26 protein-coding genes and 1 tRNA gene are annotated in these 20,820 nt (G+C 64.5%); 14 read left to right on the top strand and 13 right to left on the bottom strand.

Annotation, left to right across the window (positions count from 1 at the left end; translation table 11 throughout):
• The first annotated feature begins 371 nt into the window (after positions 1 to 371).
• Positions 372 to 662, top strand: coding sequence for a hypothetical protein (locus QX121_RS07400; RefSeq protein WP_315811542.1), 291 nt, complete (start codon positions 372 to 374; stop codon positions 660 to 662).
• Positions 663 to 878: 216 nt separating this feature from the next.
• On the opposite strand, the gene QX121_RS07395 is transcribed toward QX121_RS07400, so the two are convergent.
• Complete coding sequence (locus tag QX121_RS07395; RefSeq protein ID WP_315811541.1) at positions 879 to 2,294, bottom strand: hypothetical protein; 1,416 nt, start codon at positions 2,292 to 2,294, stop codon at positions 879 to 881.
• A gap of 212 nt (positions 2,295 to 2,506) precedes the next feature.
• Here QX121_RS07395 and QX121_RS07390 point away from each other — a divergent pair, with 212 nt between their 5' ends.
• Together QX121_RS07390 and QX121_RS07385 are read left to right on the top strand one after the other, a co-directional pair.
• Positions 2,507 to 2,890 carry a glutathione S-transferase family protein gene (locus tag QX121_RS07390; RefSeq protein WP_315811630.1) on the top strand — a complete coding sequence of 128 codons (384 nt, stop codon included), beginning with the start codon at positions 2,507 to 2,509 and terminating at the stop codon, positions 2,888 to 2,890.
• A 264-nt stretch (positions 2,891 to 3,154) separates the two neighbouring features.
• Complete coding sequence (locus tag QX121_RS07385; protein WP_315737479.1) at positions 3,155 to 3,880, top strand: Crp/Fnr family transcriptional regulator; 726 nt, start codon at positions 3,155 to 3,157, stop codon at positions 3,878 to 3,880.
• Between the two features lie 36 nt (positions 3,881 to 3,916).
• Here the strand turns inward: QX121_RS07385 and QX121_RS07380 are convergent.
• Positions 3,917 to 4,003, bottom strand: a tRNA-Leu gene (locus QX121_RS07380).
• 388 nt (positions 4,004 to 4,391) lie between these two features.
• Here QX121_RS07380 and QX121_RS07375 point away from each other — a divergent pair.
• A complete protein-coding gene (locus QX121_RS07375) occupies positions 4,392 to 4,853 on the top strand; it encodes a hypothetical protein (protein ID WP_315811540.1) in 462 nt (153 codons plus the stop codon).
• A 19-nt stretch (positions 4,854 to 4,872) separates the two neighbouring features.
• Here QX121_RS07375 and QX121_RS07370 read toward each other — a convergent pair whose 3' ends face one another.
• Both QX121_RS07370 and QX121_RS07365 read right to left on the bottom strand, forming a co-directional pair.
• Entirely contained in the window at positions 4,873 to 6,072 is a 1,200-nt protein-coding gene (locus QX121_RS07370) for an FAD-dependent monooxygenase (RefSeq protein WP_315737481.1), read from the bottom strand.
• 10 nt (positions 6,073 to 6,082) lie between these two features.
• Entirely contained in the window at positions 6,083 to 6,325 is a 243-nt protein-coding gene (locus tag QX121_RS07365) for a zinc-finger domain-containing protein (protein ID WP_006611181.1), read from the bottom strand.
• A gap of 292 nt (positions 6,326 to 6,617) precedes the next feature.
• Here QX121_RS07365 and QX121_RS07360 point away from each other — a divergent pair, with 292 nt between their 5' ends.
• Both QX121_RS07360 and QX121_RS07355 read left to right on the top strand, forming a co-directional pair.
• A complete protein-coding gene (locus QX121_RS07360; RefSeq protein WP_409999091.1) occupies positions 6,618 to 7,769 on the top strand; it encodes a hypothetical protein in 1,152 nt (383 codons plus the stop codon).
• Between the two features lie 46 nt (positions 7,770 to 7,815).
• The gene (locus QX121_RS07355; RefSeq protein ID WP_315780698.1) at positions 7,816 to 8,565 is read left to right on the top strand and encodes an alpha/beta hydrolase; all 750 of its coding nucleotides are present in this window, start codon (positions 7,816 to 7,818) and stop codon (positions 8,563 to 8,565) included.
• A gap of 118 nt (positions 8,566 to 8,683) precedes the next feature.
• Here the strand turns inward: QX121_RS07355 and QX121_RS07350 are convergent, their stop codons facing one another.
• Both QX121_RS07350 and QX121_RS07345 read right to left on the bottom strand, forming a co-directional pair.
• Positions 8,684 to 9,880, bottom strand: coding sequence for a hypothetical protein (locus QX121_RS07350; protein WP_315811539.1), 1,197 nt, complete (start codon positions 9,878 to 9,880; stop codon positions 8,684 to 8,686).
• Between the two features lie 225 nt (positions 9,881 to 10,105).
• Positions 10,106 to 10,288 carry a hypothetical protein gene (locus QX121_RS07345; RefSeq protein WP_315811538.1) on the bottom strand — a complete coding sequence of 61 codons (183 nt, stop codon included), beginning with the start codon at positions 10,286 to 10,288 and terminating at the stop codon, positions 10,106 to 10,108.
• Positions 10,289 to 10,458: 170 nt separating this feature from the next.
• Between QX121_RS07345 and cysE the strand changes: the two genes are divergently transcribed.
• Together cysE and QX121_RS07335 are read left to right on the top strand one after the other, a co-directional pair.
• Positions 10,459 to 11,289: a serine O-acetyltransferase gene (cysE, locus tag QX121_RS07340; RefSeq protein WP_315737485.1), complete on the top strand. Its 831-nt coding sequence runs from the start codon at positions 10,459 to 10,461 to the stop codon at positions 11,287 to 11,289.
• Positions 11,290 to 11,569: 280 nt separating this feature from the next.
• Positions 11,570 to 11,782, top strand: a complete 213-nt coding sequence (locus tag QX121_RS07335) for a DUF3126 family protein (RefSeq protein ID WP_006611186.1) — start codon at positions 11,570 to 11,572, stop codon at positions 11,780 to 11,782.
• Positions 11,783 to 11,891: 109 nt separating this feature from the next.
• On the opposite strand, the gene QX121_RS07330 is transcribed toward QX121_RS07335, so the two are convergent.
• Complete coding sequence (locus QX121_RS07330) at positions 11,892 to 12,590, bottom strand: hypothetical protein (RefSeq protein WP_315776699.1); 699 nt, start codon at positions 12,588 to 12,590, stop codon at positions 11,892 to 11,894.
• Positions 12,591 to 12,784: 194 nt separating this feature from the next.
• Between QX121_RS07330 and QX121_RS07325 the strand changes: the two genes are divergently transcribed.
• On the top strand, positions 12,785 to 13,114 hold the full coding sequence (locus QX121_RS07325; RefSeq protein WP_172115419.1) for a DUF6949 family protein: 330 nt from the start codon (positions 12,785 to 12,787) through the stop codon (positions 13,112 to 13,114).
• Between the two features lie 83 nt (positions 13,115 to 13,197).
• The gene (locus tag QX121_RS07320; protein ID WP_315737487.1) at positions 13,198 to 13,728 is read left to right on the top strand and encodes a gamma carbonic anhydrase family protein; all 531 of its coding nucleotides are present in this window, start codon (positions 13,198 to 13,200) and stop codon (positions 13,726 to 13,728) included.
• 39 nt (positions 13,729 to 13,767) lie between these two features.
• On the opposite strand, the gene QX121_RS07315 is transcribed toward QX121_RS07320, so the two are convergent.
• Positions 13,768 to 13,944 (bottom strand): hypothetical protein, encoded by a 177-nt coding sequence (locus tag QX121_RS07315; RefSeq protein WP_315811537.1) that lies wholly within the window; start codon positions 13,942 to 13,944, stop codon positions 13,768 to 13,770.
• Positions 13,941 to 14,222, bottom strand: coding sequence for a hypothetical protein (locus tag QX121_RS07310; protein WP_315776697.1), 282 nt, complete (start codon positions 14,220 to 14,222; stop codon positions 13,941 to 13,943). The genes QX121_RS07315 and QX121_RS07310 overlap by 4 nt, the downstream gene beginning before the upstream one ends.
• 99 nt (positions 14,223 to 14,321) lie before the next feature.
• Between QX121_RS07310 and QX121_RS07305 the strand changes: the two genes are divergently transcribed.
• From QX121_RS07305 to QX121_RS07295, 3 genes are all read left to right on the top strand, one after another.
• Positions 14,322 to 14,792, top strand: coding sequence for a hypothetical protein (locus QX121_RS07305; protein WP_315780707.1), 471 nt, complete (start codon positions 14,322 to 14,324; stop codon positions 14,790 to 14,792).
• Between the two features lie 158 nt (positions 14,793 to 14,950).
• Positions 14,951 to 15,262, top strand: coding sequence for a hypothetical protein (locus QX121_RS07300; RefSeq protein WP_315780709.1), 312 nt, complete (start codon positions 14,951 to 14,953; stop codon positions 15,260 to 15,262).
• A gap of 129 nt (positions 15,263 to 15,391) precedes the next feature.
• Positions 15,392 to 15,544 (top strand): hypothetical protein, encoded by a 153-nt coding sequence (locus QX121_RS07295; RefSeq protein ID WP_315737739.1) that lies wholly within the window; start codon positions 15,392 to 15,394, stop codon positions 15,542 to 15,544.
• Positions 15,545 to 15,650: 106 nt separating this feature from the next.
• On the opposite strand, the gene QX121_RS07290 is transcribed toward QX121_RS07295, so the two are convergent.
• From QX121_RS07290 to QX121_RS07280, 3 genes are all read right to left on the bottom strand, one after another.
• On the bottom strand, positions 15,651 to 16,463 hold the full coding sequence (locus QX121_RS07290; RefSeq protein ID WP_409999093.1) for a dienelactone hydrolase family protein: 813 nt from the start codon (positions 16,461 to 16,463) through the stop codon (positions 15,651 to 15,653).
• A 397-nt stretch (positions 16,464 to 16,860) separates the two neighbouring features.
• A complete protein-coding gene (locus tag QX121_RS07285) occupies positions 16,861 to 17,376 on the bottom strand; it encodes a hypothetical protein (protein ID WP_315811536.1) in 516 nt (171 codons plus the stop codon).
• A gap of 242 nt (positions 17,377 to 17,618) precedes the next feature.
• Positions 17,619 to 18,041: a hypothetical protein gene (locus tag QX121_RS07280; RefSeq protein ID WP_315776694.1), complete on the bottom strand. Its 423-nt coding sequence runs from the start codon at positions 18,039 to 18,041 to the stop codon at positions 17,619 to 17,621.
• Positions 18,042 to 18,364: 323 nt separating this feature from the next.
• On the opposite strand from QX121_RS07280, the gene QX121_RS07275 reads away from it, so the two are divergent.
• Complete coding sequence (locus QX121_RS07275) at positions 18,365 to 19,429, top strand: hypothetical protein (RefSeq protein ID WP_315811535.1); 1,065 nt, start codon at positions 18,365 to 18,367, stop codon at positions 19,427 to 19,429.
• Between the two features lie 247 nt (positions 19,430 to 19,676).
• Here the strand turns inward: QX121_RS07275 and QX121_RS07270 are convergent, their stop codons facing one another.
• Positions 19,677 to 20,588: a methyltransferase domain-containing protein gene (locus QX121_RS07270; RefSeq protein WP_315780715.1), complete on the bottom strand. Its 912-nt coding sequence runs from the start codon at positions 20,586 to 20,588 to the stop codon at positions 19,677 to 19,679.
• Positions 20,589 to 20,820: the final 232 nt, after the last annotated feature.

Below are 20,820 nucleotides of genomic sequence, written 5' to 3'. Positions count from 1 at the left end.
GTAGATCAGATCACTGCAGATCAGATCACTGATGGAGCGACGTTGCGTTCAAGTCGGATCAGGCGGGCGTCAGCTTGTATCGCGCCGCTGATCCGAGTCCGCTGTCCTGTTCGGGACAAAGCCGGGCCGTATCGGCCTCCTGAACGAGGCTGCAGGACTGCTCTTTCTCTTTCGCCAGGTCGGCTCTCTCATCCTCATCGTCGCGGAGTTCTCACCTTGATTGTCGCCGCGCACGCGCGGTGATGTGGCCGGGGGAGAGGTTCCGGGGGCAGCCTGTTGAAGAGTTCGTTCCCCCTTGGTTTCGTGGCGCCAATAAGGAGGGCCTTGATCGACAGCTCAGCGACGAATCGGAGTTTCCGTAAGGGGTCTTCATGGAGCATCCCGAATCCTTCCCGATATGGGATGCGCAATATGTCTCGCCGTTTGGCGATGCGCTGCAGAAGCGCATTGGACTGGTGCGGCTTGCTCTCTACAATCCGCGCGTAAAGTGTGAAGAAGAGTTGGACAAGTACGCAGCGAGGACAGTCGGAGATCCAGATTTGACGAAGAGCAAGCTGAGCGCCACGGCCGGTATCGATGGCGAGAATTCGATCTTGCGAACGTACGCGGACACCGAAAAGACATTGCAGATATTTGTTGGCTCGGCGGACAAGGCAAACTGAAAAGTTTACTGAAAGAGGTCAAAGTCATTCCAAAGGAGTGACGTCGAGTGCAATGGGTTCGAGACGCAATAAGAGCACGCCAGAATGGGTTTTCGGTGAGGTGAAGGCGACCCCGCACCCGGTTCATCTATTGGCGCGATCGCTACGACGCTGGCCATCGAGGGCCATTAGCGACACTCTGCGTCGCGATGGTAAGCTGGCGCGTGAGAAATGACGCTACGGCCTCGATGCTGGGATCGCCTGTCCGAGTATCGAATAGAGAATTTGTTGGTCGATGGCGGACGTAGGTCCGGCGCTGGATCCAGGTGTCGGTCGACCCATACTTAGTATCAGAGTATTTGTATCCTTGCGCGTGCCTGAGAGGAAATTTCCCGAGGTGGGTGCCGTCACCCGCACCAATTTCCAGGTCGGTGTGACGCTTCCCGTCAGTGTTATATAGAAATTGACTGTTTCACTTATGGTTGACACCGGATCGAAGACCGCCGGGCCTTCTCTCTTCTTTTCCTCCTGTATCTTCTTCGTCTCAACCAAACAGGTGAGCATGGCGTCTCTCATCGTATTCGTGGCGACGATGACCTTGTCGCGGGCCTCAACCAATTTCTTGAGATCAGCCGCGGATTGCTCCGCGGCTTCCTTCAATCTCTCCTCGTCCGCTTTAGATGGAGGCGCTGTGGTCGGATGATCAGAAGTGAGTTCGGCCGCCTTGTCGATATTGATAACGAACGTCGAAACGTTGGCTGATTGTGCAATGGCCTCAAACTGCGCTTCAGCGACCGGCTTTAGGCACGATCCGTCGAGCGCTCCCTGCGCAATACTGTAACGAGGCTTCACCACATTGTTTATGATGGCCTGTGTCTTCGTCTCGATGCGGGTGGCTTCGGCCGAGTTCGCAAGAATCTGTTTGATCCGTTCCGCGCTTTCATTCTTCGGCGACGGTGCCTCCGTCAGCTCCTTGGTGGTCTTATCCGCCAGTTCAGGAATGTTGAATTTCTGAATGAGCTGAGTTGAAAATTGCCTCATCTTTTCGGACTGGGCCGCAATGGTTCGTATGGAATCCTCAGGTATGGCCTTCGGATCGACCTTTCGCCGTTCGGCAACGATTGTCGGGAGGTCCAGTTTGGGAATGGCAGGCGGCGGCGATGCGCCCGGTCCAAAATTGTTGCCCGGTCTCAAAACGCCGGTCTCGACCGGCTTGAGAGCCGCGTCAATGAGGCGGTCTAAACCCAGATCGCTCTCGAGCAGCAATCCAGGATCGGGACGACAGAAGTCGTAGAGCCCGGTCTTCAGACGTCCGCTGTCGTTCTCCGCATCGAGATCCCTGAACGACATAAGAAACTCTACGTCCTCCTGCCTGATCGCTTGCGTCGTCAAACCACCTCCCGCGCCGATCGTGAAGGTTTGGGCGACATTGTTCACGGTGCGGAGTGGCTGCGTGTACGAGGCTCCCGGATTGATCTGGAAGCTATCGTCAATGGCGACCGTCAGTCGAATCTTGGCAGCCCACGAGCGTAAAAAGAGGAAGGGCTGCCGCCGTTCGGGTAGCTTTTCTTCCGGGAAGAGGGAGTACGCCTTATCCAGAACAGCCCTGTTAAGGTCGCACTTAATCCGTTTGACGACAGCATTGACGTCCACGGCAGCGATCCCATCCCGGCGCGGGACCTGCACGCAGCTACTGGCGGCGCATGCAAAAACAATCAATCCCGAGGCAGTAGCAAGCAAAACTGTGCGCAAGGTGAGGCCCCCCGGTCCCACGTCCCGAATGAATGGAAAACCACTCGATGCATTTGGCTAGTACAATTCGTCCCGCAAAGGTTGTAACCTGCTGCGCGTAGACGAGGAAGTCAATCCGGCCGCGCGTATGGACTAGCGACTGGTACCTGTTCCAGGGCGTCTGCAACGTCATCATCTTCCAGCGCATCGTCGGTCCGCAATTCTTCGGCACGATCACCGACGAAGCCGCGATCGCGCGCGCGATGCCGCAGGCGAGAGCCGTCATCGCCGAGTTGTCGCGGCTGCTCGGCGAGCAGCCGTTCATGGTCGGCGACCATCTGTCACTGGCGGATCTGCAGGCCGCGCCGCAGGCGAGCTTCCTGTCGTTGACGCCGGACTGGACGGAGCTGACCGCCGGCCATTCCAATCTCGTCGCCTGGATCGAACGGCTGGAGGCGCGGCCGAGCTTCAAATCCACCACCATGGCGGAGCTGACGGCGCGAGCGCAGGCGGCGTAGGCGCTAGCCGCGTCGATCATTGCTTGGGCGTGAGATCCGCGTCCAAACGACTGATCGCGCCGTGAAGGCCGCCGGGGCGGACGAATGCGCGACTTTCAGCCACGTCATTAATCCAAGTTATATCGCTGCGGACCGGTTCCATCTTAGCTGTCAGGCATGCCGGAGGCTTCGGCATCCGCTCACTCGGAGCGGCCGCCGCTGCGTGCCGACGGCCGCGCGACGAAGTCGGCTCGGCGGACAGATTGGACACAAGCACCCCCCTTGATGCTGCGATCAGACCCCGATCTAGCCGCCCGCTGCGTCTCCTGCACTCACCTCAATTCCGGATTCTGTGCCGCGCTGTTCAATGCCTGCGGGGAGCAGTCGGCGCTGCCGCGGCTCCATCAGCAGTTCTTCACCGTCCGGGCGGGCCAGCAGATCAAATGCCAGAGCGAGGCGCGCGACGAAGTGCTCGTGCTCTGCACCGGCTGGGCATTCCGTTACATCCAGTTGTCGGATGGCGGCCGCCAGATCCTGCGCTTCCTGCTGCCGGGCGACATCTTCTCGCCGGCGGCGATCTTCGCCAAAGGCATGAGCTTCTCGGCCAAGGCATTGACCCAGGTCCAGGTCAGCCGGCTCGATGGCGAGGAGGTCCGCAAGCAGTGCCGCGCCGACGAGCTGGTCATGATGGAGGTGTTCCGCTCGCTCGGCGACAACGGCCGGGCCTCCTACGAGCTCATCACCGTTCTCGGCCAGCGTCCGGCCGAGCGTCGGATCGCACATCTGCTGCTCAGCCTGATGCGGCGCGTCGCGGCGCACAGCGTTATGCAGAATCACCGCTATCCGTTTCCCTTGAAGCAGCAGCACATCGCCGACGCCGTCGGCCTGACATCGGTCCATGTCAGCCGCGTGCTGGCGCTGTTTCGCGATCGCAAGATCCTGACGATCTCGGAGGGCACGCTGGAGGTCACCGATCTCGCCGAGCTCGAGCGGCTGGCGGCGTTGAACTGAGCCGGGCAGGGCGGTCAAGGAAGGCGCGCATAGCGCTGGTGCGGACGGTGGGACTCGAACCCACACGACGTTGCCATCGAGGGATTTTAAGTCCCTTGCGTCTACCGATTCCGCCACGTCCGCGCTTTGATTTCAGAGACCTGGCGCACCATCCGGCGAGGCCGGACGAGGTTGCACTTTGGCTCTGAAGCTCATCCTCTGCTTAAGCCAGCGAGAGCGCCTTGGTAAAGCCTCAATCCGGCCGTCACCAGCTGCTTTGAGATGCCTTCGCGTTGAAGCGCTTTGCCAAGTCTGGGATCACGTGGTGCAAGACATGGACGAAGCGGCCGTTGTAAGGCACGGACCCATCACGAGAAAACGATTCGGATCCGCATGCCTTGCGGACCGGTCGCAGGGCGAGGTGAGCGTGACGAATCCGAAGACCATCGCAGAGGCGAACACTGCCGCCGTTCGCGGCCGATCGGCCCACAATCGCGTCGACGTCTCGAGGCCGCCGCATGATCGAGGCTGCATGACCACCGATCGCCTTCGTTCCCGTCGCCTCGCGCTCGCCGCAGGACTGTTCGTGTTGGGTGGGCTGCTCTCAGGCTGCGCAGGCATGAGCGACAGCGTGTCGACGGCCTTCGCGGATCCCGCCAAATACGATCTCTACGACTGCAAGCAGCTCGAAGCCGAGCGCAAGGCGCTCGCGGCGCGCGCGGCCGAGCTGCAGGGCCTGATGGCCAAGGCGGAGACCGGAGCCGGCGGCGCCATCGTCGCCGAGGTCGCGTATCGCAACGATTATGTCGCCATCAGGGGCCAGTCGCAATTCGCCGAAGAGGCCTGGCGCCGCAACAAATGCGTGGAAACGCCGCCGGCGCCGGCGGCCGCGAAGGGTGGCAAGCCGGTCAAGCCGGCGCGCAATGCGCGGCCGATGGCCTCGAGCAATTCCGGCGCACCATCGATCTTGCCGCGCGACGGCTCGGTCTACTGACCGCAGCCGCAGCGGCAACCTATAGCCGCCAGTCGTAGATCCAGCTCTGCCGCGCCGACAGCCGCTGCGGTCCGAGCGCCTTGATGCTGAGATCCCGGGCCAGCGCCAGCGGCCCGGTCATGTGATAGAGGCGGCCCTGATTGCGCGCGGTGCGCTGCACCTGGCCGACGCGCGGACGGCGCAGCTTGGCGTAGCGTTTGAGCGCAGCCGGGATCGCGCCGGGACCGTCCGGGCGTGCCTCGCTCAGGCTCTTGGCGAGCACCACCGCATCCTCGATCGCCATTCCCGCGCCTTGCGCCGCAAAGGGCAGCATGGCATGCGCGGCATCGCCCAGCAGCGCGACGCTGCCGTCGGTCCATTCGATGCCTTCGGGGACGCCGAACAGCGCCCATTTGCGCCAGCCGTCGACCGCGTTGAGCAGCAGGCGCGCCGTCGCAGGCCAGCGCGGTGGGGCGAACGCCGCCTTCAGCTCGCTCGGATCACCCTCCGTGCTCCAGCCCGGCCGGTTCCAGGTCCCCGGCACCACCGCGACCACGTTGACCTGCCGGCCGGCAGAAATCGGATAGGCGACGAGATGGGCCTCGGGACCCATCCACAGCTGCACCCGCGCTGCGGTCAATTCGCGTGGCAATTGCCGGGCGTCGAGCGTGCCGCGCCAGGCGATCAGGCCGGAAAACGCGGCGCGGACCTGCGGAAACAGATGGTGCCGGACCGCCGACCACACGCCGTCGGCGCCGATCAGCGCCAGCGCCACGTCCTGGCGGCGCTCATTGCCGCGGCGATGCACGACGGTCAGGCCCTTGGCGTGGGCGGCGACGTCCTCGAACTGGCAGCCGAGCCGCAGCTCGACGTCCGGATGCGCCATCACCTCCGCGGCCAGCGCCGCCTGCAGGTCGGCGCGGTGGATGACCCAATAGGGCGCGCCAGCCGCCTGGCTCGCGGCCTCGCCGAGCGGCAGGCGGGCGATCTCGCCGCCGGCCCGCGCACTCATGATGCTGACGGCGTCGGGCACCACGGCGCGCGCGGTCAGCCGCGGCCCCAGGCCGAGATCGAGCAGGATGCGGCTGGCGTTGGGGGACAGCTGCAGGCCGGCGCCGACTTCCTCGAGCCGTTCGGCCTTCTCCAGCACGACGACGCGGAAGCCCTTGGTGGCGAGCGCGAGCGCAGCCGTCAGGCCGCCAATCCCGGCTCCAGCCACATAGACGGTACGCGATGCCACGACACGCCGATCAGGCGACGTCCTTCAATACGCATTCCGGCGGCCGCGCTTCGCCCGCGGCGAGGTCCGGCGCATAGCGGTACAGCGTCGAGCAGTACGGGCAGATGATTTCCTTGTCGTTGCCGAGATCGAGGAACACGTGCGGATGATCGAACGGCGGATTGGCGCCCACGCACATGAACTCATGCGAGCCGATCTCGATGACGGGGACACCGGCATCATTGTGGAAATGCGGGACGATGTTATCGGCCATCGGTATCACCTCGCGTGGCAACGGGAGCGTATGCGGTCAGCACGACGGAGCAGGACGGGACTGAGGTCGCAGGGCCGCACGCGTCGAAAACGGCGCGACCATACTGAGCCTTAAGGCCAATTCCTAGTGTTGGGAACCCGCGTTTGGTGCAACGCACGCCGTTATGTTGTGGCCTGTGGATTCGACACAAACTCAGGCCCGCCGAGAAGCCCTTCTTTCGTCGGGGCCGTTGTGTCAGGCACAGGACATCCTATGTCTTTCGGCATCGTCCCCGCGACAACGTGAAGGCGGCGTGATCTCGAAGCGAATCAAGCTGGGAATCAGTCTGGCGCTGGCCGGGCTTGCCGTCAGCGCCGCGGTCGGCGCTGCGATATGGCCGCACGCCTATGGGGCCGGAGCCATCATCGTGGCACAGGATGACCCGGCGAGGCTGTCGGAGCTTCAGATTGCGTCCGTTCTGCAGAACGATCCGGCGCGGATTGCTCGCAACATCGAGGATGCGCTCGCGGCGGGCGATACCGATCTCGCCGAGAGTTTCGTCGCGCTCGCACAGGATCATCGCGTTGCGCTCGACGAGGCGCTGATCCAGCGGGTGAGCGATGCCGTGGCCGCCGAGAAGGCGCCGGGGAGTGTCGCCAAGCGCTTCGCCAGCGGGCTCGTCACCGGACAGGCCGATGACGTCGCGAGCCTGTCCGGCACCGTGGCCGGCGACCTCTTCGTGTTCGGCGACATCCGCGACGCGGTGCGCGAGGGCAAGCATCTGGTGATGGGCGAGGAGACCGACCGGCTGGTGCTGGGTCTCGCGACTGCGGGCCTTGCCGTCACGGCCGCGACCTATGCCTCGGTCGGGACTGCCGCGCCGGTGCGGGCGGGCCTCACCCTGGTCAAGGACGCGCGGAAAGTCGGCCGGCTCGGCGAGGGGCTCGCCGCCTGGGCCGGGCGCTCGGCGCGCGAGGTTGTCGATGCGCCGCTGTTGCAGCAGGCGGTGGCCTCGGGCTCGGTGCTGCGGCCGGGCCAGACCGCGACCGCGATCCGGGCTGCGTTCCGCGCCGAGAAGGCCGGCGCGCTGGTGCGGCTCGCCAAGGATGTCGGCCGCGTCACCGAAAAGGCCGGCACGCGTGGCGCGCTCGATTCGCTCAAGCTCGCCGAAGGGCCGAAGGACATTGCCCGTGCGGCCCGCCTGGCCGAGGCCAAGGGCGGGCAGACCCGCGCGATCCTGAAGCTGCTCGGCCGCGGCGCGCTGCTGCTGACCGCGGGCGCGTTCAATCTCGCGCTGTGGCTGTTCGGCGCGTTAATGACGCTGCTCAGCTTCGTCGCCTCGCTCAAGGCGATGGCCGAGCGGGCCACCCAGGCCTGGCTCGACCGGAGCAAGCGGCGCCGCCTGCGCCAGATGCAGGCCGCTGCGGTCCGTCCCGAACTGGTCGCGGCCGCGCCCTGCGGCTAGACTGCGGCTCAAGATCAATCCTTGCACATTCCGGGATCCGCGACCGATGCCGAGCTTTCACAACGGCGCTGTTGAAATCGCCTTCATCGATGAGGGGGAGGGCGATCCGATCGTGCTCGTCCACGGCTTCGCCTCGACCAAGACCGTCAACTGGATCTATCCGGGCTGGACCTCCGAGTTGCGCAAGGACGGCCGCCGGGTGATCGCGCTCGACAATCGCGGCCATGGCGATTCGGCCAAGCTCTACGACCCCGCGCTGTATTCGATCGCGGAGATGGCGAGCGACGTCACCGCGCTGATGGATCATCTCGGCCTCGCCAGCGCCGACGTGATGGGCTACTCGCTCGGTGGCCGCATCGCCGCGCATATTGCCTTGAACACTCCACAACGCCTGCGCTCGGCGATCTTCGGCGGCATCGGCATGGCGATGATCGAAGGCGGCGGACCCGGCGAGAACGTCGCCTCGGCACTCGAGGCGCCGTCGATCGACGACGTGACCGATCCCGTCGGCCGCACCTTCCGCGCCTTCGCCGACCAGACCCGCTCGGACCGCTTGGCGCTGGCTGCCTGCATGCGCGGCTCGCGCGGCTTGATCTCGCGGGAGGATGCGGGCCGCATCGCGGTGCCGGTGCTGGTCGCGGTCGGCACGACGGACGAAGTGTCGGGCTCGGGGCCCGCGCTCGGTGCGCTCATCCCGGGTGCAGAGGTGCTCGACATTCCCAACCGCGACCACATGCGCGCGGTCGGCGACAAGGTCTACAAGGCCGGCGTGGTGGATTTCCTGGCGCGGCGCTGAACGCGGAGCCAGGGCGAGCGGAGCGCACGGGTTTTCCGGCGCAGCGCGTGTGAACCCGCATGTCGCTTTCGCCGAAGCCTCGCGGCTTCGGCTGTCGCTCATGCGGGCTACGGGGCCCTCATGCCGTCGGCACGTCCGCACGCTCGCCGCCGAACCAGCGCGCGGCTGCGATCAGCGCCGTGAAGGTGGCGATCCACACCAGCCGCGCGCCATAGCGGTCGTGCGGGCCGGAGATCACGCCGCAGATCACGGCGTTGCCGAGCAGCGCGAGCGTCACGGTGCTGGCGAGCAGGGCGACGTCATCGCGCCGCCGCCGCCAGATCGCGTGAGCGGCGATCGCTGCTGCCGCGAGCATCGAGCCCAGCGCGACCGGCACGTGCAGCCAGTTCACGACGGCGAAATTGATCTCCCAATGCTGCTGGTGCGCCGCACGCATCTCCCGGACTTGCGAGGGGATGTAGCGCTCGATGATGCCATAGGTGTGCGGCACCCAGCCGCTGGTGCCTTCGCCGGTCGCGACGTGAACCAGTTGCTCCGCCGTCGCGATCGCCGCCGCCTTGGCCTGCCACAGCGGGTAGGCCGCGAGCGACTGCTTCACGATGAAGCCCATCTCGTCGTTCATGCCCTCGAAGCGGCCGAGCTTGTTGAACATGCTGTTGCCCCACAGGAAGTCGTCGGCGGTGGGCGGCAGCTCGTTGCGATAGGGGCAGAGCTTCAGCTTCTCGCGGGCGCAATGATCCTTCAGATATTGCGCCACGATACCGTCCTGGAGCATGCGGCCGAAGGCGACGCCGGTGCCGCCCGGCGTCCACGCCAGCTGGCCGGACAGGGCAAAGTTGGCCGCGAGCAGCATCGCCGCCCCCGCGACGATGGTCATGCTGGCCTGGACCAGGCCCGAGAGCGCGATCTGCCGGCGCAGCCGGGGATAGGCGATCCAGCCGACGCAGCACAGGCCGAACAGGACGCCGAGCGTGGCGCTGTGGGTGGCGGAGGCGAAGGCCACGAAGCCGAACAGCGCGCATTTCTCCAGCACGGAGGTCCGGCGTGCCTGCGTGACCATGATGTACAGCGCCAGCACCGACAGCCCGGCGAAGATGTCGGTCAGCAGCATGCTGGCGAGCCAGGGCAGGGCGGTGGTCAGGACCAACAGCAGGCCGATCCAGAGCAGGCGCAGCGGCTGGGCCAGTCCCAACACGCGCAAGGTGAGCTGCAGGATCCAGAGCGTTGCCAGCGCCTGCAGACCGAGATTGAGCCAGAAGCTCGAGCCCTCGCCCCAATGCAGATAGAGCCCGAACACGGTCGAGCGGCTCGGCACCAGATAGCCTTCGTACCAGCGCGCGAGGTAGCCCCCGGTGTCCCACTGCAGCAGCGGGTAGCCGTTCCACAGCGCCGGCGCGACCAGGAAGAGCGGGATGACGATGACGGGGAGCCAGGCCGATCCGGCCTCGGTCGTGCGTTCGTCCAGGATCTGAGTGTTACTGATACCCGTGTCCCCCCGATCAGGAGCACCATGGCCGCAATATGGTCAGGGCGATATTCACTAGTAGACGCAGAGCGATGGATGGTAAAGCCGATCCCGGGATTGAACGGGGGAATGGTCGGCCTTCTGTGCCCGGGTGGTTCCTTTTGCCGCAGCCACGGTGTCCGCCGCTTCTTCCGCCACGATCGTCTTGATTTCGGGTTCCGGCTGCCCACCTTGAGCCGACGCGGTGCCGAACGGCATGGCGGCGCAACCGGGACGTCACCGGCGGGGCGTAACGGAAATGTCTCAATCCCGTGTTCTCTGGGAGGCGGGCTGGCTGGGATGGATCGCCGGCCTCGCGCAGCCCGCGGAGGACATCGTTCCCAGCGCCGTGCTATAAGGCCCGCCCACTGAAACTGCGAGAAGCAGCCATGGCTATGCACCAGACCAATCCGCAGCAGGGCAGCAAGCTGGCGACGCTTGATCCGATCTGGGATCGGATCCGCCACGAGGCAGAAGAGATCGTGCGCCGCGAGCCCGAGCTCGCGACCTTCATCTATTCAACCGTTCTGCACCACGGCCGGCTCGAGGATTCGGTCGTGCACCGGGTTGCCGATCGTCTCGATCATTCCGCGCTGTCGGGCGACCTGATCCGCCAGACCTTCGACGATGCGCTGCGCGACGAGCCGGACCTCGGCCATGCGTTTCGCGCCGATCTCGTCGCCGTCTACGATCGCGATCCCGCCACCTCGCGCTTCATCGATCCGTTGCTCTACTTCAAGGGCTTTCACGCGCTGCAGACGCACCGGCTGGCGCATTGGCTGTATCGCAAGAGTCGCAAGGATTTCGCGTTCTATCTGCAGAGCCGCTCCTCGGCCGTGTTCCAGACCGACATCAATCCGGCGGCGCGCATCGGCCGCGGCATCTTCCTCGATCACGCCACAGGCTTCGTCTGCGGCGAGACGGCCATCATCGAGGACAACGTCTCGATTTTGCATGGCGTGACGCTCGGCGGCACCGGCAAGGAGAACGAGGATCGGCATCCCAAGATTCGTCACGGCGTGCTGATCGGCGCCGGCGCCAAGGTGCTCGGCAACATCGAAGTCGGTCATTGCGCGCGCATCGCTGCCGGCTCCGTCGTCGTGAAGCCGGTACCGAACAACGTCACCGTCGCAGGCGTGCCGGCGAAGATCGTCGGCGAGGCCGGTTGTGCGGAGCCGTCGCGCACCATGGATCAGATGATCAACGCGATCGGGATCTGAGCCGCGAGCGCGTCGGCGACAGCGAAGTCAAGACCTTCTCATCCAGGGAAATTCGTGCCAACACATCGGCGTCTGTGGATTTGACGATCCGCCGTTTGTCTTGGCGGAGTGAATGTGAGATCCACGGCGTCCCTTTCAGGTCGTTCGACATCGCCGGCTCGTCTTGCCTCGATCGGTGGGCCGGAATGTCGAAATCACAATGTCGAAATCACAAGGACACGGACGTTCGCGCTGCAACGTCCTCATCATCCGCAAACCTCGCTGTCGATTGGAGATCACCGTGGACGTTCAGGAAGTCAGGAAGCTCGACGCGTATCTGAAGCGCGTGTTTGGCAATCCCAAGATCCGTGTAGTGCCGCGGCCGAAGAAGGAGGACTCCGCCGAAGTCTATATCGGCGAGGAGTTCATCGGCGTGCTGTTCGTCGACGACGAGGACGACGATCGCTCGTTCCAGTTCCAGATGGCGATCCTGGAAGACGATCTGGTGGAGTAAGTCCTAGAGCGCGTAGCCCGCATGAGCGCAAGCGACATGCGGGTTCACACGCGCTGGGCGAAAGACCCCGGATATCGCTGCGCTCATCCGGGCTACGACTGACTACTTCCTACTTCGTCGCATGCATCTGCGCCGTCAGCCGCTCCATCGCGGCGGCGACGTCCTGCCACTGTGACAGCCAGCTGCGCGGAAACCGGAAGATCAGATCCGCGCCCTCGACGCGGCGTTCGCTGAGGCACATGCCGGGCGTGGCGGCGTCACGCGTGCAGCGGGCGACCAGCAAAGGCTGCTCGGCCGTGAACAGATCCTCCACGTCGTACGGTGTGCCCGCGCGGAAGCTTCGCATGCTCAGCCCGTCCTGCACCGACACGGCAGCCGGATTGAGGTAGCGCGGATAGATTGTCTTCAGTCGCGTTTCGGGCGACATCGCGTCGTGATGCGCCGATATCGAGACGAAGATGCGATCGATCGGGTGCGGCGCCTGATCGATCTGGTCGGCGCTGACGTGATGCGGCGCCTCGGGCGGCGTGAGCGAGGGATATTCGAAGCCGAGATCGACGCGCTCCTGCGGGCCGGTGTGGCGCTGGACCTTCACCCGGATGGCGGCCGCCGGCACGTTGAACACGGTGCTGCCGATGCTGACCGGCAGGCGCTCGGGCCCCTTGAAGGTGCTGGCGCGCCAGGTCGGCCAGAGCAGGTAGGCAACGAGGGCGATCGCCGCCGCCGCCAGCACGCAGCCCAGGATGATCGGCACGGCATGGCCATGTCCGTTCGAAGGGCGGGCACTGCGGACCGAAAACATCGTCATGGCGGGCAGGGATCTCAAGGCCGAATCAGCGGTGACTATGCCACGGCGATGCGGCATTCCGCAGAAACTTACCTGCAGGGAGCCGCGCACCGGCTGCGGCCGCCGTTAACCGTTCCTTAAGGATAATGTGGCGGGCGCGAGCACTTTTTGCCAAACCAGCATCGGGCTGTTCTGCAAGTGTGTGAGTGCGTACGATGTCGGCAGAGGCGTTCAATTCCCTGTTCTCGCTCCTCATCGGTTTCGCCTTGGCCGGTGCCCTGGCGAGCGGCTATCAGGCCTATGCCGAACGTCCGCCGGGCTTCGAGCTGCTGCAGGAGGGCGTCACGCCCCGGCGCTTCGCCGCGGTGCCGTTCCTGGTGTTCGCCGCGCCCTTCATCATCATGCGCAACACGCTACGCGGCGCGCGCATCGAGCGCCGCCGCTTCGAGTTCGTGATGCTGGCGACCGTCATCGCCGGCTTCTGGAGCATGATGTCCGGCACCTTCGTGGTGATGACGCTGCGCGCCGCGGGCGTGCTGACCTAGTTCCCGTGCCGGGCGCCGCCGCCGCGGTTGCTTGAAATCGCTCTGGCGGCTGTGCCAAGGTCACCTGCGAACGGGAGACCTCGATGGCCATCTACGAACTCGACGGGCAGGCGCCCGAGCTGCCGGCGGACGGCAACTACTACATCGCCGACAATGCCACCGTGATCGGCCGGGTGAAGCTCGCCAAGGAGGTCACCGTCTGGTTCGGCGCGGTGATCCGCGGCGACAATGACTCGATCGAGATCGGCGAAGGCTCCAACATCCAGGACAACGCCACCTGTCACGTCGATCCCGGCTTCCCGCTGCGCGTCGGCCGCAATGTCACTGTCGGCCACAACGTGATCCTGCACGGCTGCACGGTCGAGGACGACGCCCTGATCGGCATGGGCTCGATCATCATGAATGGCGCGCACATCCGCCGCGGCAGCGTCGTCGGCGCCGGCGCCATCATCACCGAGGGCAAGGATTTTCCGGAATACTCGCTGATCATCGGCGCGCCGGCGCGTGTCGTGCGCACGCTGGAGCCGGCGCAGGTCGAGCGCATGGGTATCGCGGCCAAGGCCTATGTCGCCAAGGGACCGCGCTATACCAAGGGTCTGAAGAAGATCGGCTGACCTCGCCGCGGATCGAACTGTCGGGCTATCGGAGATCGCTCACGTCCCTTCCGTCCCTTCGGACTCGCCGGCCTCGGCTGCGCTGGCGACACGTTCGTGGCCGCTCGCCCACAGCGCATGCTGCTCGCTGCCGTCGTGGTAGGGATTGGCCTCGGCCGGAATGTTCTCGTGCGCGGCGCGCTCGCCCTGCTCGAACGGATCGGGGTCGGTGCTCATGCTGATGCCCTGCTTCTCTGCTTCGGTTTGCGCTTCGACTGGTTTCTGGACTTGTCGTCGGTCTCGCTTTTCCGTTTGCGCGCAGGCTTGCCTGCGCCATCGCCATCCTCCGCAGCGCTCTTGCGCAGCGCGTCCTTCAGATCCGCCGGTACGCCGTGCTTTTCCAACAGGTCCATGAACGCCTCGTCGGCGAGATCCTGCAGACTCAGCATCTGATCGCGGCCCAGCTGCTTGAGCTTGCCGAACGTGTCCTCGTCGAAGGCGATCAGCTTGCGCACGGCTCCTCGGTCTCCTCGCCCCATCAATCCTCTCCGACCAACATTCGTTCCGGAACGCGGTCCGCCCGGTCGGGTTGAAGCGTAAAGGGAGACGGTCACATGGCCAGATTTTCGTTGGGCACTTTGATCGTGATTGCAGGCCTCAGCACGGCCACAGCGGTGTTCGCGCAAGGCGGTGCGGGCGGTGGAGGAGGCGCTGGCGGCGGCGCGCCGGGTGCGGGGGCCGCCGGCACCGGCACGACCGGTATCGCCGCGGGATCAGGGAACGCCGCCGGTCTCGGCAACGCGCAGAACGAAGCCGGAAGCGGCAACAATCCCTCGCGGCTGTCGCAACCGGGGGCGGCAGGCACCAACGGGACTAACAGCCTCGGCACGGCTCAGTCGTCCGGCTCCGGCGCGAGCGGGTCGGGGTCGAGCAATTCCGGCGTCACGACCGGCACGGGTCGTGGAGCGGCGGGAGGCACCGCGGCAACGGGACCGAACCGCGCCGGTGATGCGACCGATGAGCAGATTCAGCAGGAGAACAAGACGGTCGACCGGAAGGTCAAGAGCATCTGCCGCGGTTGCTGAATATTGCCCGCGGCTCCGGACGTCACACAACGACATCGAGATCGCGCAGATGTGAGCGGGGTTGCCCCCGCGCCGTTCCAAATTCGGCTTAGAGACATTCGGCTGAGAGTACCGAGTGCAATGACATTGTCATGCCGGTTGAATTTGGAGACGGATCGATGCGCAAGAGATTGATGGGATTGCTGGCGGGTGCCGTGATCGCGACGGCGATGGTGCCCGGCATGGCATCGGCGCGCGGGCCGGGCGGCTTTCATGGCGGCGGTTTCCATCATGGATTCGGTTATCATCATGGCTTTGGTCCAGGCTTCGGAATCGGGTTCGGCTTCGGCTATCCCGGCTACTACGGTTACGGAGGCTATCCTTACTACTACCCGTACACCTACGAAGATCTCGGCGGCTGCTACGTCGCCCGCAAGCGCGTGCGCACGGCGCACGGCTGGCGCTATCGGAACGTCGAGGTGTGTGAATGAAGCTTGGGCGAGGTGACCGGCCGATCCGGTCACTTCGCCTTAACGACATCTCGTCACCTTTTGTTGTCGCTCCGATCGGCGGCGCGCAACGGAGAAGTAGCTGGCGCAACGCTTGCATGGGATCCAGGCATGATGAACACACTCACATCCCCTGAACTCACGTTGGTCTTCATGGGCGTCGTCGTCGGCCTGGGCGCAGCGCTGGTCTGGATGGCCTGGGAGCTCGAGCAGGGCGGCAGGCAGCTGGCGAAGATCCGTCGCGACGATCATCGCCTGCGCTAACCGCCGACAGCCCGGAGCCCGCATGAGCGCAAGCGACAAGCGGGACGTCTCGCGGGGGGGGGGGGAAGGGCAGTCTTCCCCGGTTCGCTCGCCCGGGCGGCGGCCGTCAGCTCAGCACGCCGTATTTCTTGAACCACGCCTGCATCTGCACCCAGCCGTCCTCGGCGGCGTCCTTGCGATAGCTGGGGCGATAATCGGCGTGGAAGCCGTGCGGCGCGCCGGGATAGATCTTGAACTCCGCGGTCTTCTTGTTGTCGGCGAGCGCGGCCTTCATGGCCTCGACGCTGGCGACGGGAATACCGGTGTCGGCCTCGCCGTAGAGGCCGAGGACGGGCGCCTTCATCTCGGGTGCAAGCTGCGTCGGGCTCTTCGGCCAGGCCGGATTGGGCGGATCGATCAGCGGGCCGTAGAACGCGACGCCCGCCTTCAGCGCCGAACTATGCGCCGCATATTCCCACACGTTGCGGCCGCCGCGGCAGAAGCCGACGATGCCGAGGCGCGAGCTGTCGCCGCCCTGCGACTTGGCCCAGGCCACGGTCGCGTCGAGGTCCGACAGCAGCTCCGCGTCGGGCTTGGCATTCACGATCGGCAGCAGGTCCTTGATCTCGGTGATCTTGGTGAGGTCGGTCCCGCTGCGGAAGTAGTAGTCCGGCGCCACGGCCAACGCGCCGAGCTTGGCGAGACGGCGGGTCACGTCCTTGATGTACTGATGCAGGCCGAAGATCTCCATCGCGACCAGCACGACGGGCGGGCTGCTGGCGCTGGCGGGGCGGGCGAAATAGGCCGGCATGTCGCGGTCGCCGACCTTGATCTTCGCATCTCCGGCATTCAGGCCATTGCTGTCGGTGGTGATGACCTCGGCCCGCACCGGGCCGGCAGCCAGCGTGTAGCCGGCCGTCACGGCAGCGGACGCGGTCATGAAGCCGCGGCGTGAGAAGGGGGCGACCGTGGTCAGCCCGATGACATCGGAGGTCAGTGCTGGATCGGCGGACATGGGGGCTCCTCTGCGTCTTGCGGGCGCATTGAGCCGAGAATTGACTGGGAAAAGCAAGTCACCAGCCGGAGAGCCGCGGCAGTCGGGTCCGTTCCGGGCGGTCGAACGCGATCCCACAAAGAACAAGGCCGTCGGCGCAGTATGGCGCCAACGACCTTGCCAGCCCCGGATATTGAAATTGGCCCTGTGCCATCCTGAAATTGGCTCGCCATCCGGTGAAGGCAGGATGGCGTGACTCCCGGTTTCAATCTGTGAAGCACTTCACAGGGGCCCGGGAAAATTCGGCGGGAAATTCTACGAGCAGGTGTCAGGACCGGCCATATCAGGACCGGTTGCGGCGATGCCGATGGCCGCTGCGGCTGGCATGGGCGCGGGCGCGGATGCTGCGGTTGCGCGGGGCCGGCGCGGCCTGCTCCGAGCTCTGGGTGCTGGCGAAGGACTGGCGCAGGCCGTCGATGGAGTCCTTCAAGGTCGAGACCTGGTCCGAGAGCCGCTTGGTGTCGGCCTGCTGGGCGGCGAGCAGGCGGCGCATGCTCTGCATCTGCTCCTGCATCATCTGCAGCTGATCGATCGATTCCTGCTGGGTGGCTTCCAGGCCCTTGGTCTTCTCCACCAATTGCTCGGACGCCTGCACAGTGCGCGCCTGCAATTGCCGCGTCACCGCGCCGCGCTCGGCTTCCGGCGCGCCCCCATGGGCACGCCACAACATGATGCCGCCGATGCCCGCGACCAGCACCACGAGCGTCGCGGCTGCGAACGCGATCGGCTGGGCGCCCTTGACGGGGCTCGGGCTGAGCTTCTCGGGGTAGCGTCTGGTGTCGCGCGTCACCGGATTCATCACGAAACCACCCAAATTGAAAAAGCTTCGGATGCTCCTCCCGAAAACTGGGAGAGGCGAAAACTCGAGCAGAGCCCAGCCCGCAAATCGAGCGTCTGACGGACGAACCAAGTCGTCAAGGTTTGATTAGGAAATCCGACAAAAGCGAGGCCTGCAAGTCCGAAAGCGCGCCGCCGCGCCATGCACCATGCCGGTTCCGTGCGGCGGTCGCGACCAGCCGAAAAATGCGGCGGGACAGATGCTTACTGCGTTGCGCTGCAGTTCCGGCAGATCGTGAGCTTCTGCTTGAGGCGGGCCTCGTCGGCGAGGTCGGCCGCCTGTTCCTCCTCCCAGCTCATCCGGCCCCGATAGCCGGAGCTCGACTGCGCGGACATCACGTCGACCCGCGAGTCGCCACGGCGCTTGGCGCCTTTGCGCGGCGTGCCGATGTCCGGCTCCGTCGCCATCTCGGTGTCGGCGTCGGAGGTGGCGACACGGCCGTCCCAGTCGGCCGCAGCGCTCGTCGGCTGCGCGGCAATCACGGCGGGCGCAGCGGCCATCGCCGGCGTGGCTGCAGGTGCGCCGGCCGAGGCCAGCGGTCCCGAGCAGCCGGTGCCGGACATGCAGCAGTTCGCCAGCGTCAGGGCCGCGGCCAGCAGGGTCGCGCTTCGCAGGATCATCATCATGCCGACAACCTAAACCCGACGGTCGAGGGAAAACAAGGTTGGCCGGCCATTGCCGCGCCCCGCCTGCGACATATCGTCAAAGCAAGGCCAAAAAAAGTTGCGCATCGAGACGACCTTACGCGAGGCGATGACGTGCCTCCCACCGTCCGCGACCCACGGCAAGACGCCGAACTACGAAGTCCGCGACCCCCGCGCCGCCGGGCTTTTTTTTGTTCCGGCAGCTCACCCCGGCTTGCCGGAAACTCGGCTTAGATAAGTATAAAAATACCGTTATTGATTGCGTTAGACTCTGAATTCAATCTTAAGTCGATTTTTTGCGCGTGATGGCGAACAATGTGGTATTTGCTAACCGTTTTTCCGGCCGGCAGAGGGGGGGCGCGCGCGTGCGTGATGGGCACAAACTTTGGTTGTTGATCTATATTGCCATGGTCATTGTATCGGGTTGCCTGGCGGCTCCGATCGCATATGGCGGCAGGGGGATCTCGATCGCCGGATGCAAGCTGGCGCCGGAGCCTGATCAGTTCATCAGCTACTGCAGCGCGCGCCGATTTGGAGACTTCGAGCATGCTGCGTTTTGGTTCGGGATCGAGCGCAGGGCGCTTGCCAACCTGAAGGCAGCCGATGTGGTCTTTACTGGGTCGAGCCGCACGATGTTTGCTTTCAGCACGGCCGAAGTGCGGTCGTATTTTGCCGCACGCGGTCTACGGCAGTTTAATCTCGGATTCGGCTATGAGGACCAGCAGACGTTCTTCTCTGCGCTTGCGGTGAAGCACCATCTGCGTCCGCGTGTGCTGGTGATTGGTGTCGATCCCTATTTCAACGATCGGGTAAGCGAGCCCGCCTTGGCCGCGCTGCATGATGGATGGGAGCTCGGGCGGGCTCTGGTCAAGAAGGGGGAGATGTGGGCCCAGCCAGCCCTGTGCAATTTACGGTTTGTCGACTGCGAAATTGCGCCGACGGCCTTCAGATCCTCAGTGGATGGCTATTTTCGTTGGCGGGATGTGCTGATGGCGGATCGCCAGCGCCCGCGAGTTCGTCGGAGCCAGTTGCGGGACTTTCAGGTCAATGTGCCGCTCTCGGCGATCGAGGCAAACAACTTCTTGAAGCGAATTGGCATGCCTGCCGACTGTGTCGTCCTGGTCCCGATGCCGACGACCGAAATCTGGCCAAAGCCGGATCCGACCAAGCAACTCGCCGAGACGATCGGGGCGATGTATATCGATGCTGATACCGGCGACGATCTCACCTTCGTCGACGAGGCTCATCTGTCATTTGACAGCTCGAAGCGGTTCTCGTCGGAGTTTGTTCGCGCGTTCGACCGACTGCCGCAGACGTGCTTGAACAATGGTCCATTGCCGGCCCAAGCCTCCGTGCTTCCTGGCGGGTGATGGAGCTGGGACGGTCGAGATCGCCGCTGGCCTCTAACGGCGGACGCTTGCATCTCGGCCTGCTCTCAGCACGGCGTCGTGGAGAGATTCACGGTGACAGTCGATCGTGCCCGACGCGCGAGAGATCCTGGCCGCAGCCTTTGCCACGGCCTGGTCGATTGAAGGCGCGGCTGCGCCCGATGGCAGATACTGATGCCAGCTACGCTTCTCTGGCATCACAATTCGAGAAACGGTAGGCCACTTTTCGCTATGGCAGCCGGACGGGGGCGCGCGCGCTCCCACGCAGCAGAGCGTAGTTCTTCTGCAGCCAGCGGATAAGGCGGGGGCTCACCGTTCTGCCGAGTTCCGACTCAAGCGCCTCGATGCGATCCTGCAACTGGAGGAGGTCGCTGTAGCGAGCTCGCATCCTTTCGCTCAGTTGGCTGTGGGTCGTAGCGATCTCGAGCGAGGGGCGGAACGCCTGGTCGATCGTCTTCCGCAGGATGACGTGAAGATTGAGCTGGGGGACGCGATTGTTGTCGGCGAGATGGGCCGGCTCACTCAACATCGTATCGCCGCCGAGACAAGTGATGCCGAGAGCGTCGATCCGGTTTTCGCCCGCATGGGTGACTGCGAGGCACTCGATCTCGTAGCCGTTGGCCTGGGCAAGCTCCCGGAAGAAGAGCGGCGTGTAGCAGAAGTATCCGTGGTCGAGATAGCCGCTCGCTGGCAGCTGATGGTAGATCACGCCGCCGACCTTCATGGCGTCATGCATCACTTCGAAACAGTTCCACTGATTGACGATGTGCTCGGTGGTGCCGAAGTTGAGAACCACGTCGAAATGGCCACGGAGCTGCGAAGGGAGTTCGTCGAAGTTGAGATCCAGGATGTTGGTGTTCTTCAGCCCGGGACAAACATCGATCGCCTCATATTCGATGTTTGCGAGATCCGTGATCTCGGAAAGCATCGTCGTTCTCTCGTCCGCTCTTGGCGTCGAGAAGTGGACGAGCCGATCAACCGTTATTGCGTCAGGACGCGGCTGTCCCAGGCGCTCGACGATTTCCGTGATCTGCTCGGCGCGTGCGAAATAGATAGTCTGCGGCCCGATATCGAGAATTCTGTTTTTCCTGCCGGTCAGATGTCCGTTCCGCTGCAAGTAGATCACGGCATCGAGGTTCATCCCCATAGCAATGCCCCGCGCTAAAGTGGAAGCACTCTAGCACCACAGCCTCAGCGCGATCAATCTTCGCGTGTTGATGTGGAACACTGCTGATCTTGGATTGTATGGCGGGGCTGCAGCAGCCGCCGACTCCTCGAAAAACGAGTATACGGAAGGACTTGCGCCTCGCGTGCGGGCTCGAGGAACTGCGCGATCAGGTCAGTCGGGCCTGGCCCGAGCGGCCGAAGTGACG

This window comes from Bradyrhizobium sp. SZCCHNR2028 (assembly GCF_032380995.1).
Classification (GTDB): domain Bacteria; phylum Pseudomonadota; class Alphaproteobacteria; order Rhizobiales; family Xanthobacteraceae; genus Bradyrhizobium.
The sequence above is the reverse complement of the archived record's forward strand: the minus strand, read 5'-3'. Positions and strand labels throughout refer to the sequence as shown.

Bases quoted from the DNA above. Each gene is read 5' to 3' on its own strand.
- QX121_RS07295 (WP_315737739.1), top strand. From the start codon at position 15,392: ATGATGAACACACTCACATCCCCTGAACTCACGTTGGTCTTCATGGGC.
- QX121_RS07325 (WP_172115419.1), top strand. From the start codon at position 12,785: ATGTCGGCAGAGGCGTTCAATTCCCTGTTCTCGCTCCTCATCGGTTTC.
- QX121_RS07290 (WP_409999093.1), bottom strand. From the start codon at position 16,463: ATGACCGCGTCCGCTGCCGTGACGGCCGGCTACACGCTGGCTGCCGGC.
- QX121_RS07365 (WP_006611181.1), bottom strand. From the start codon at position 6,325: ATGGCCGATAACATCGTCCCGCATTTCCACAATGATGCCGGTGTCCCC.
- cysE (WP_315737485.1), top strand. From the start codon at position 10,459: ATGGCTATGCACCAGACCAATCCGCAGCAGGGCAGCAAGCTGGCGACG.
- QX121_RS07330 (WP_315776699.1), bottom strand. From the start codon at position 12,590: ATGACGATGTTTTCGGTCCGCAGTGCCCGCCCTTCGAACGGACATGGC.
- QX121_RS07270 (WP_315780715.1), bottom strand. From the start codon at position 20,588: ATGAACCTCGATGCCGTGATCTACTTGCAGCGGAACGGACATCTGACC.
- QX121_RS07315 (WP_315811537.1), bottom strand. From the start codon at position 13,944: ATGAGCACCGACCCCGATCCGTTCGAGCAGGGCGAGCGCGCCGCGCAC.
- QX121_RS07400 (WP_315811542.1), top strand. From the start codon at position 372: ATGGAGCATCCCGAATCCTTCCCGATATGGGATGCGCAATATGTCTCG.
- QX121_RS07280 (WP_315776694.1), bottom strand. From the start codon at position 18,041: ATGATGATGATCCTGCGAAGCGCGACCCTGCTGGCCGCGGCCCTGACG.
- QX121_RS07275 (WP_315811535.1), top strand. From the start codon at position 18,365: ATGGCGAACAATGTGGTATTTGCTAACCGTTTTTCCGGCCGGCAGAGG.
- QX121_RS07375 (WP_315811540.1), top strand. From the start codon at position 4,392: ATGACCACCGATCGCCTTCGTTCCCGTCGCCTCGCGCTCGCCGCAGGA.
- QX121_RS07385 (WP_315737479.1), top strand. From the start codon at position 3,155: ATGCTGCGATCAGACCCCGATCTAGCCGCCCGCTGCGTCTCCTGCACT.
- QX121_RS07300 (WP_315780709.1), top strand. From the start codon at position 14,951: ATGCGCAAGAGATTGATGGGATTGCTGGCGGGTGCCGTGATCGCGACG.
- QX121_RS07345 (WP_315811538.1), bottom strand. From the start codon at position 10,288: ATGCCGTTCGGCACCGCGTCGGCTCAAGGTGGGCAGCCGGAACCCGAA.
- QX121_RS07320 (WP_315737487.1), top strand. From the start codon at position 13,198: ATGGCCATCTACGAACTCGACGGGCAGGCGCCCGAGCTGCCGGCGGAC.
- QX121_RS07305 (WP_315780707.1), top strand. From the start codon at position 14,322: ATGGCCAGATTTTCGTTGGGCACTTTGATCGTGATTGCAGGCCTCAGC.
- QX121_RS07285 (WP_315811536.1), bottom strand. From the start codon at position 17,376: ATGAATCCGGTGACGCGCGACACCAGACGCTACCCCGAGAAGCTCAGC.
- QX121_RS07355 (WP_315780698.1), top strand. From the start codon at position 7,816: ATGCCGAGCTTTCACAACGGCGCTGTTGAAATCGCCTTCATCGATGAG.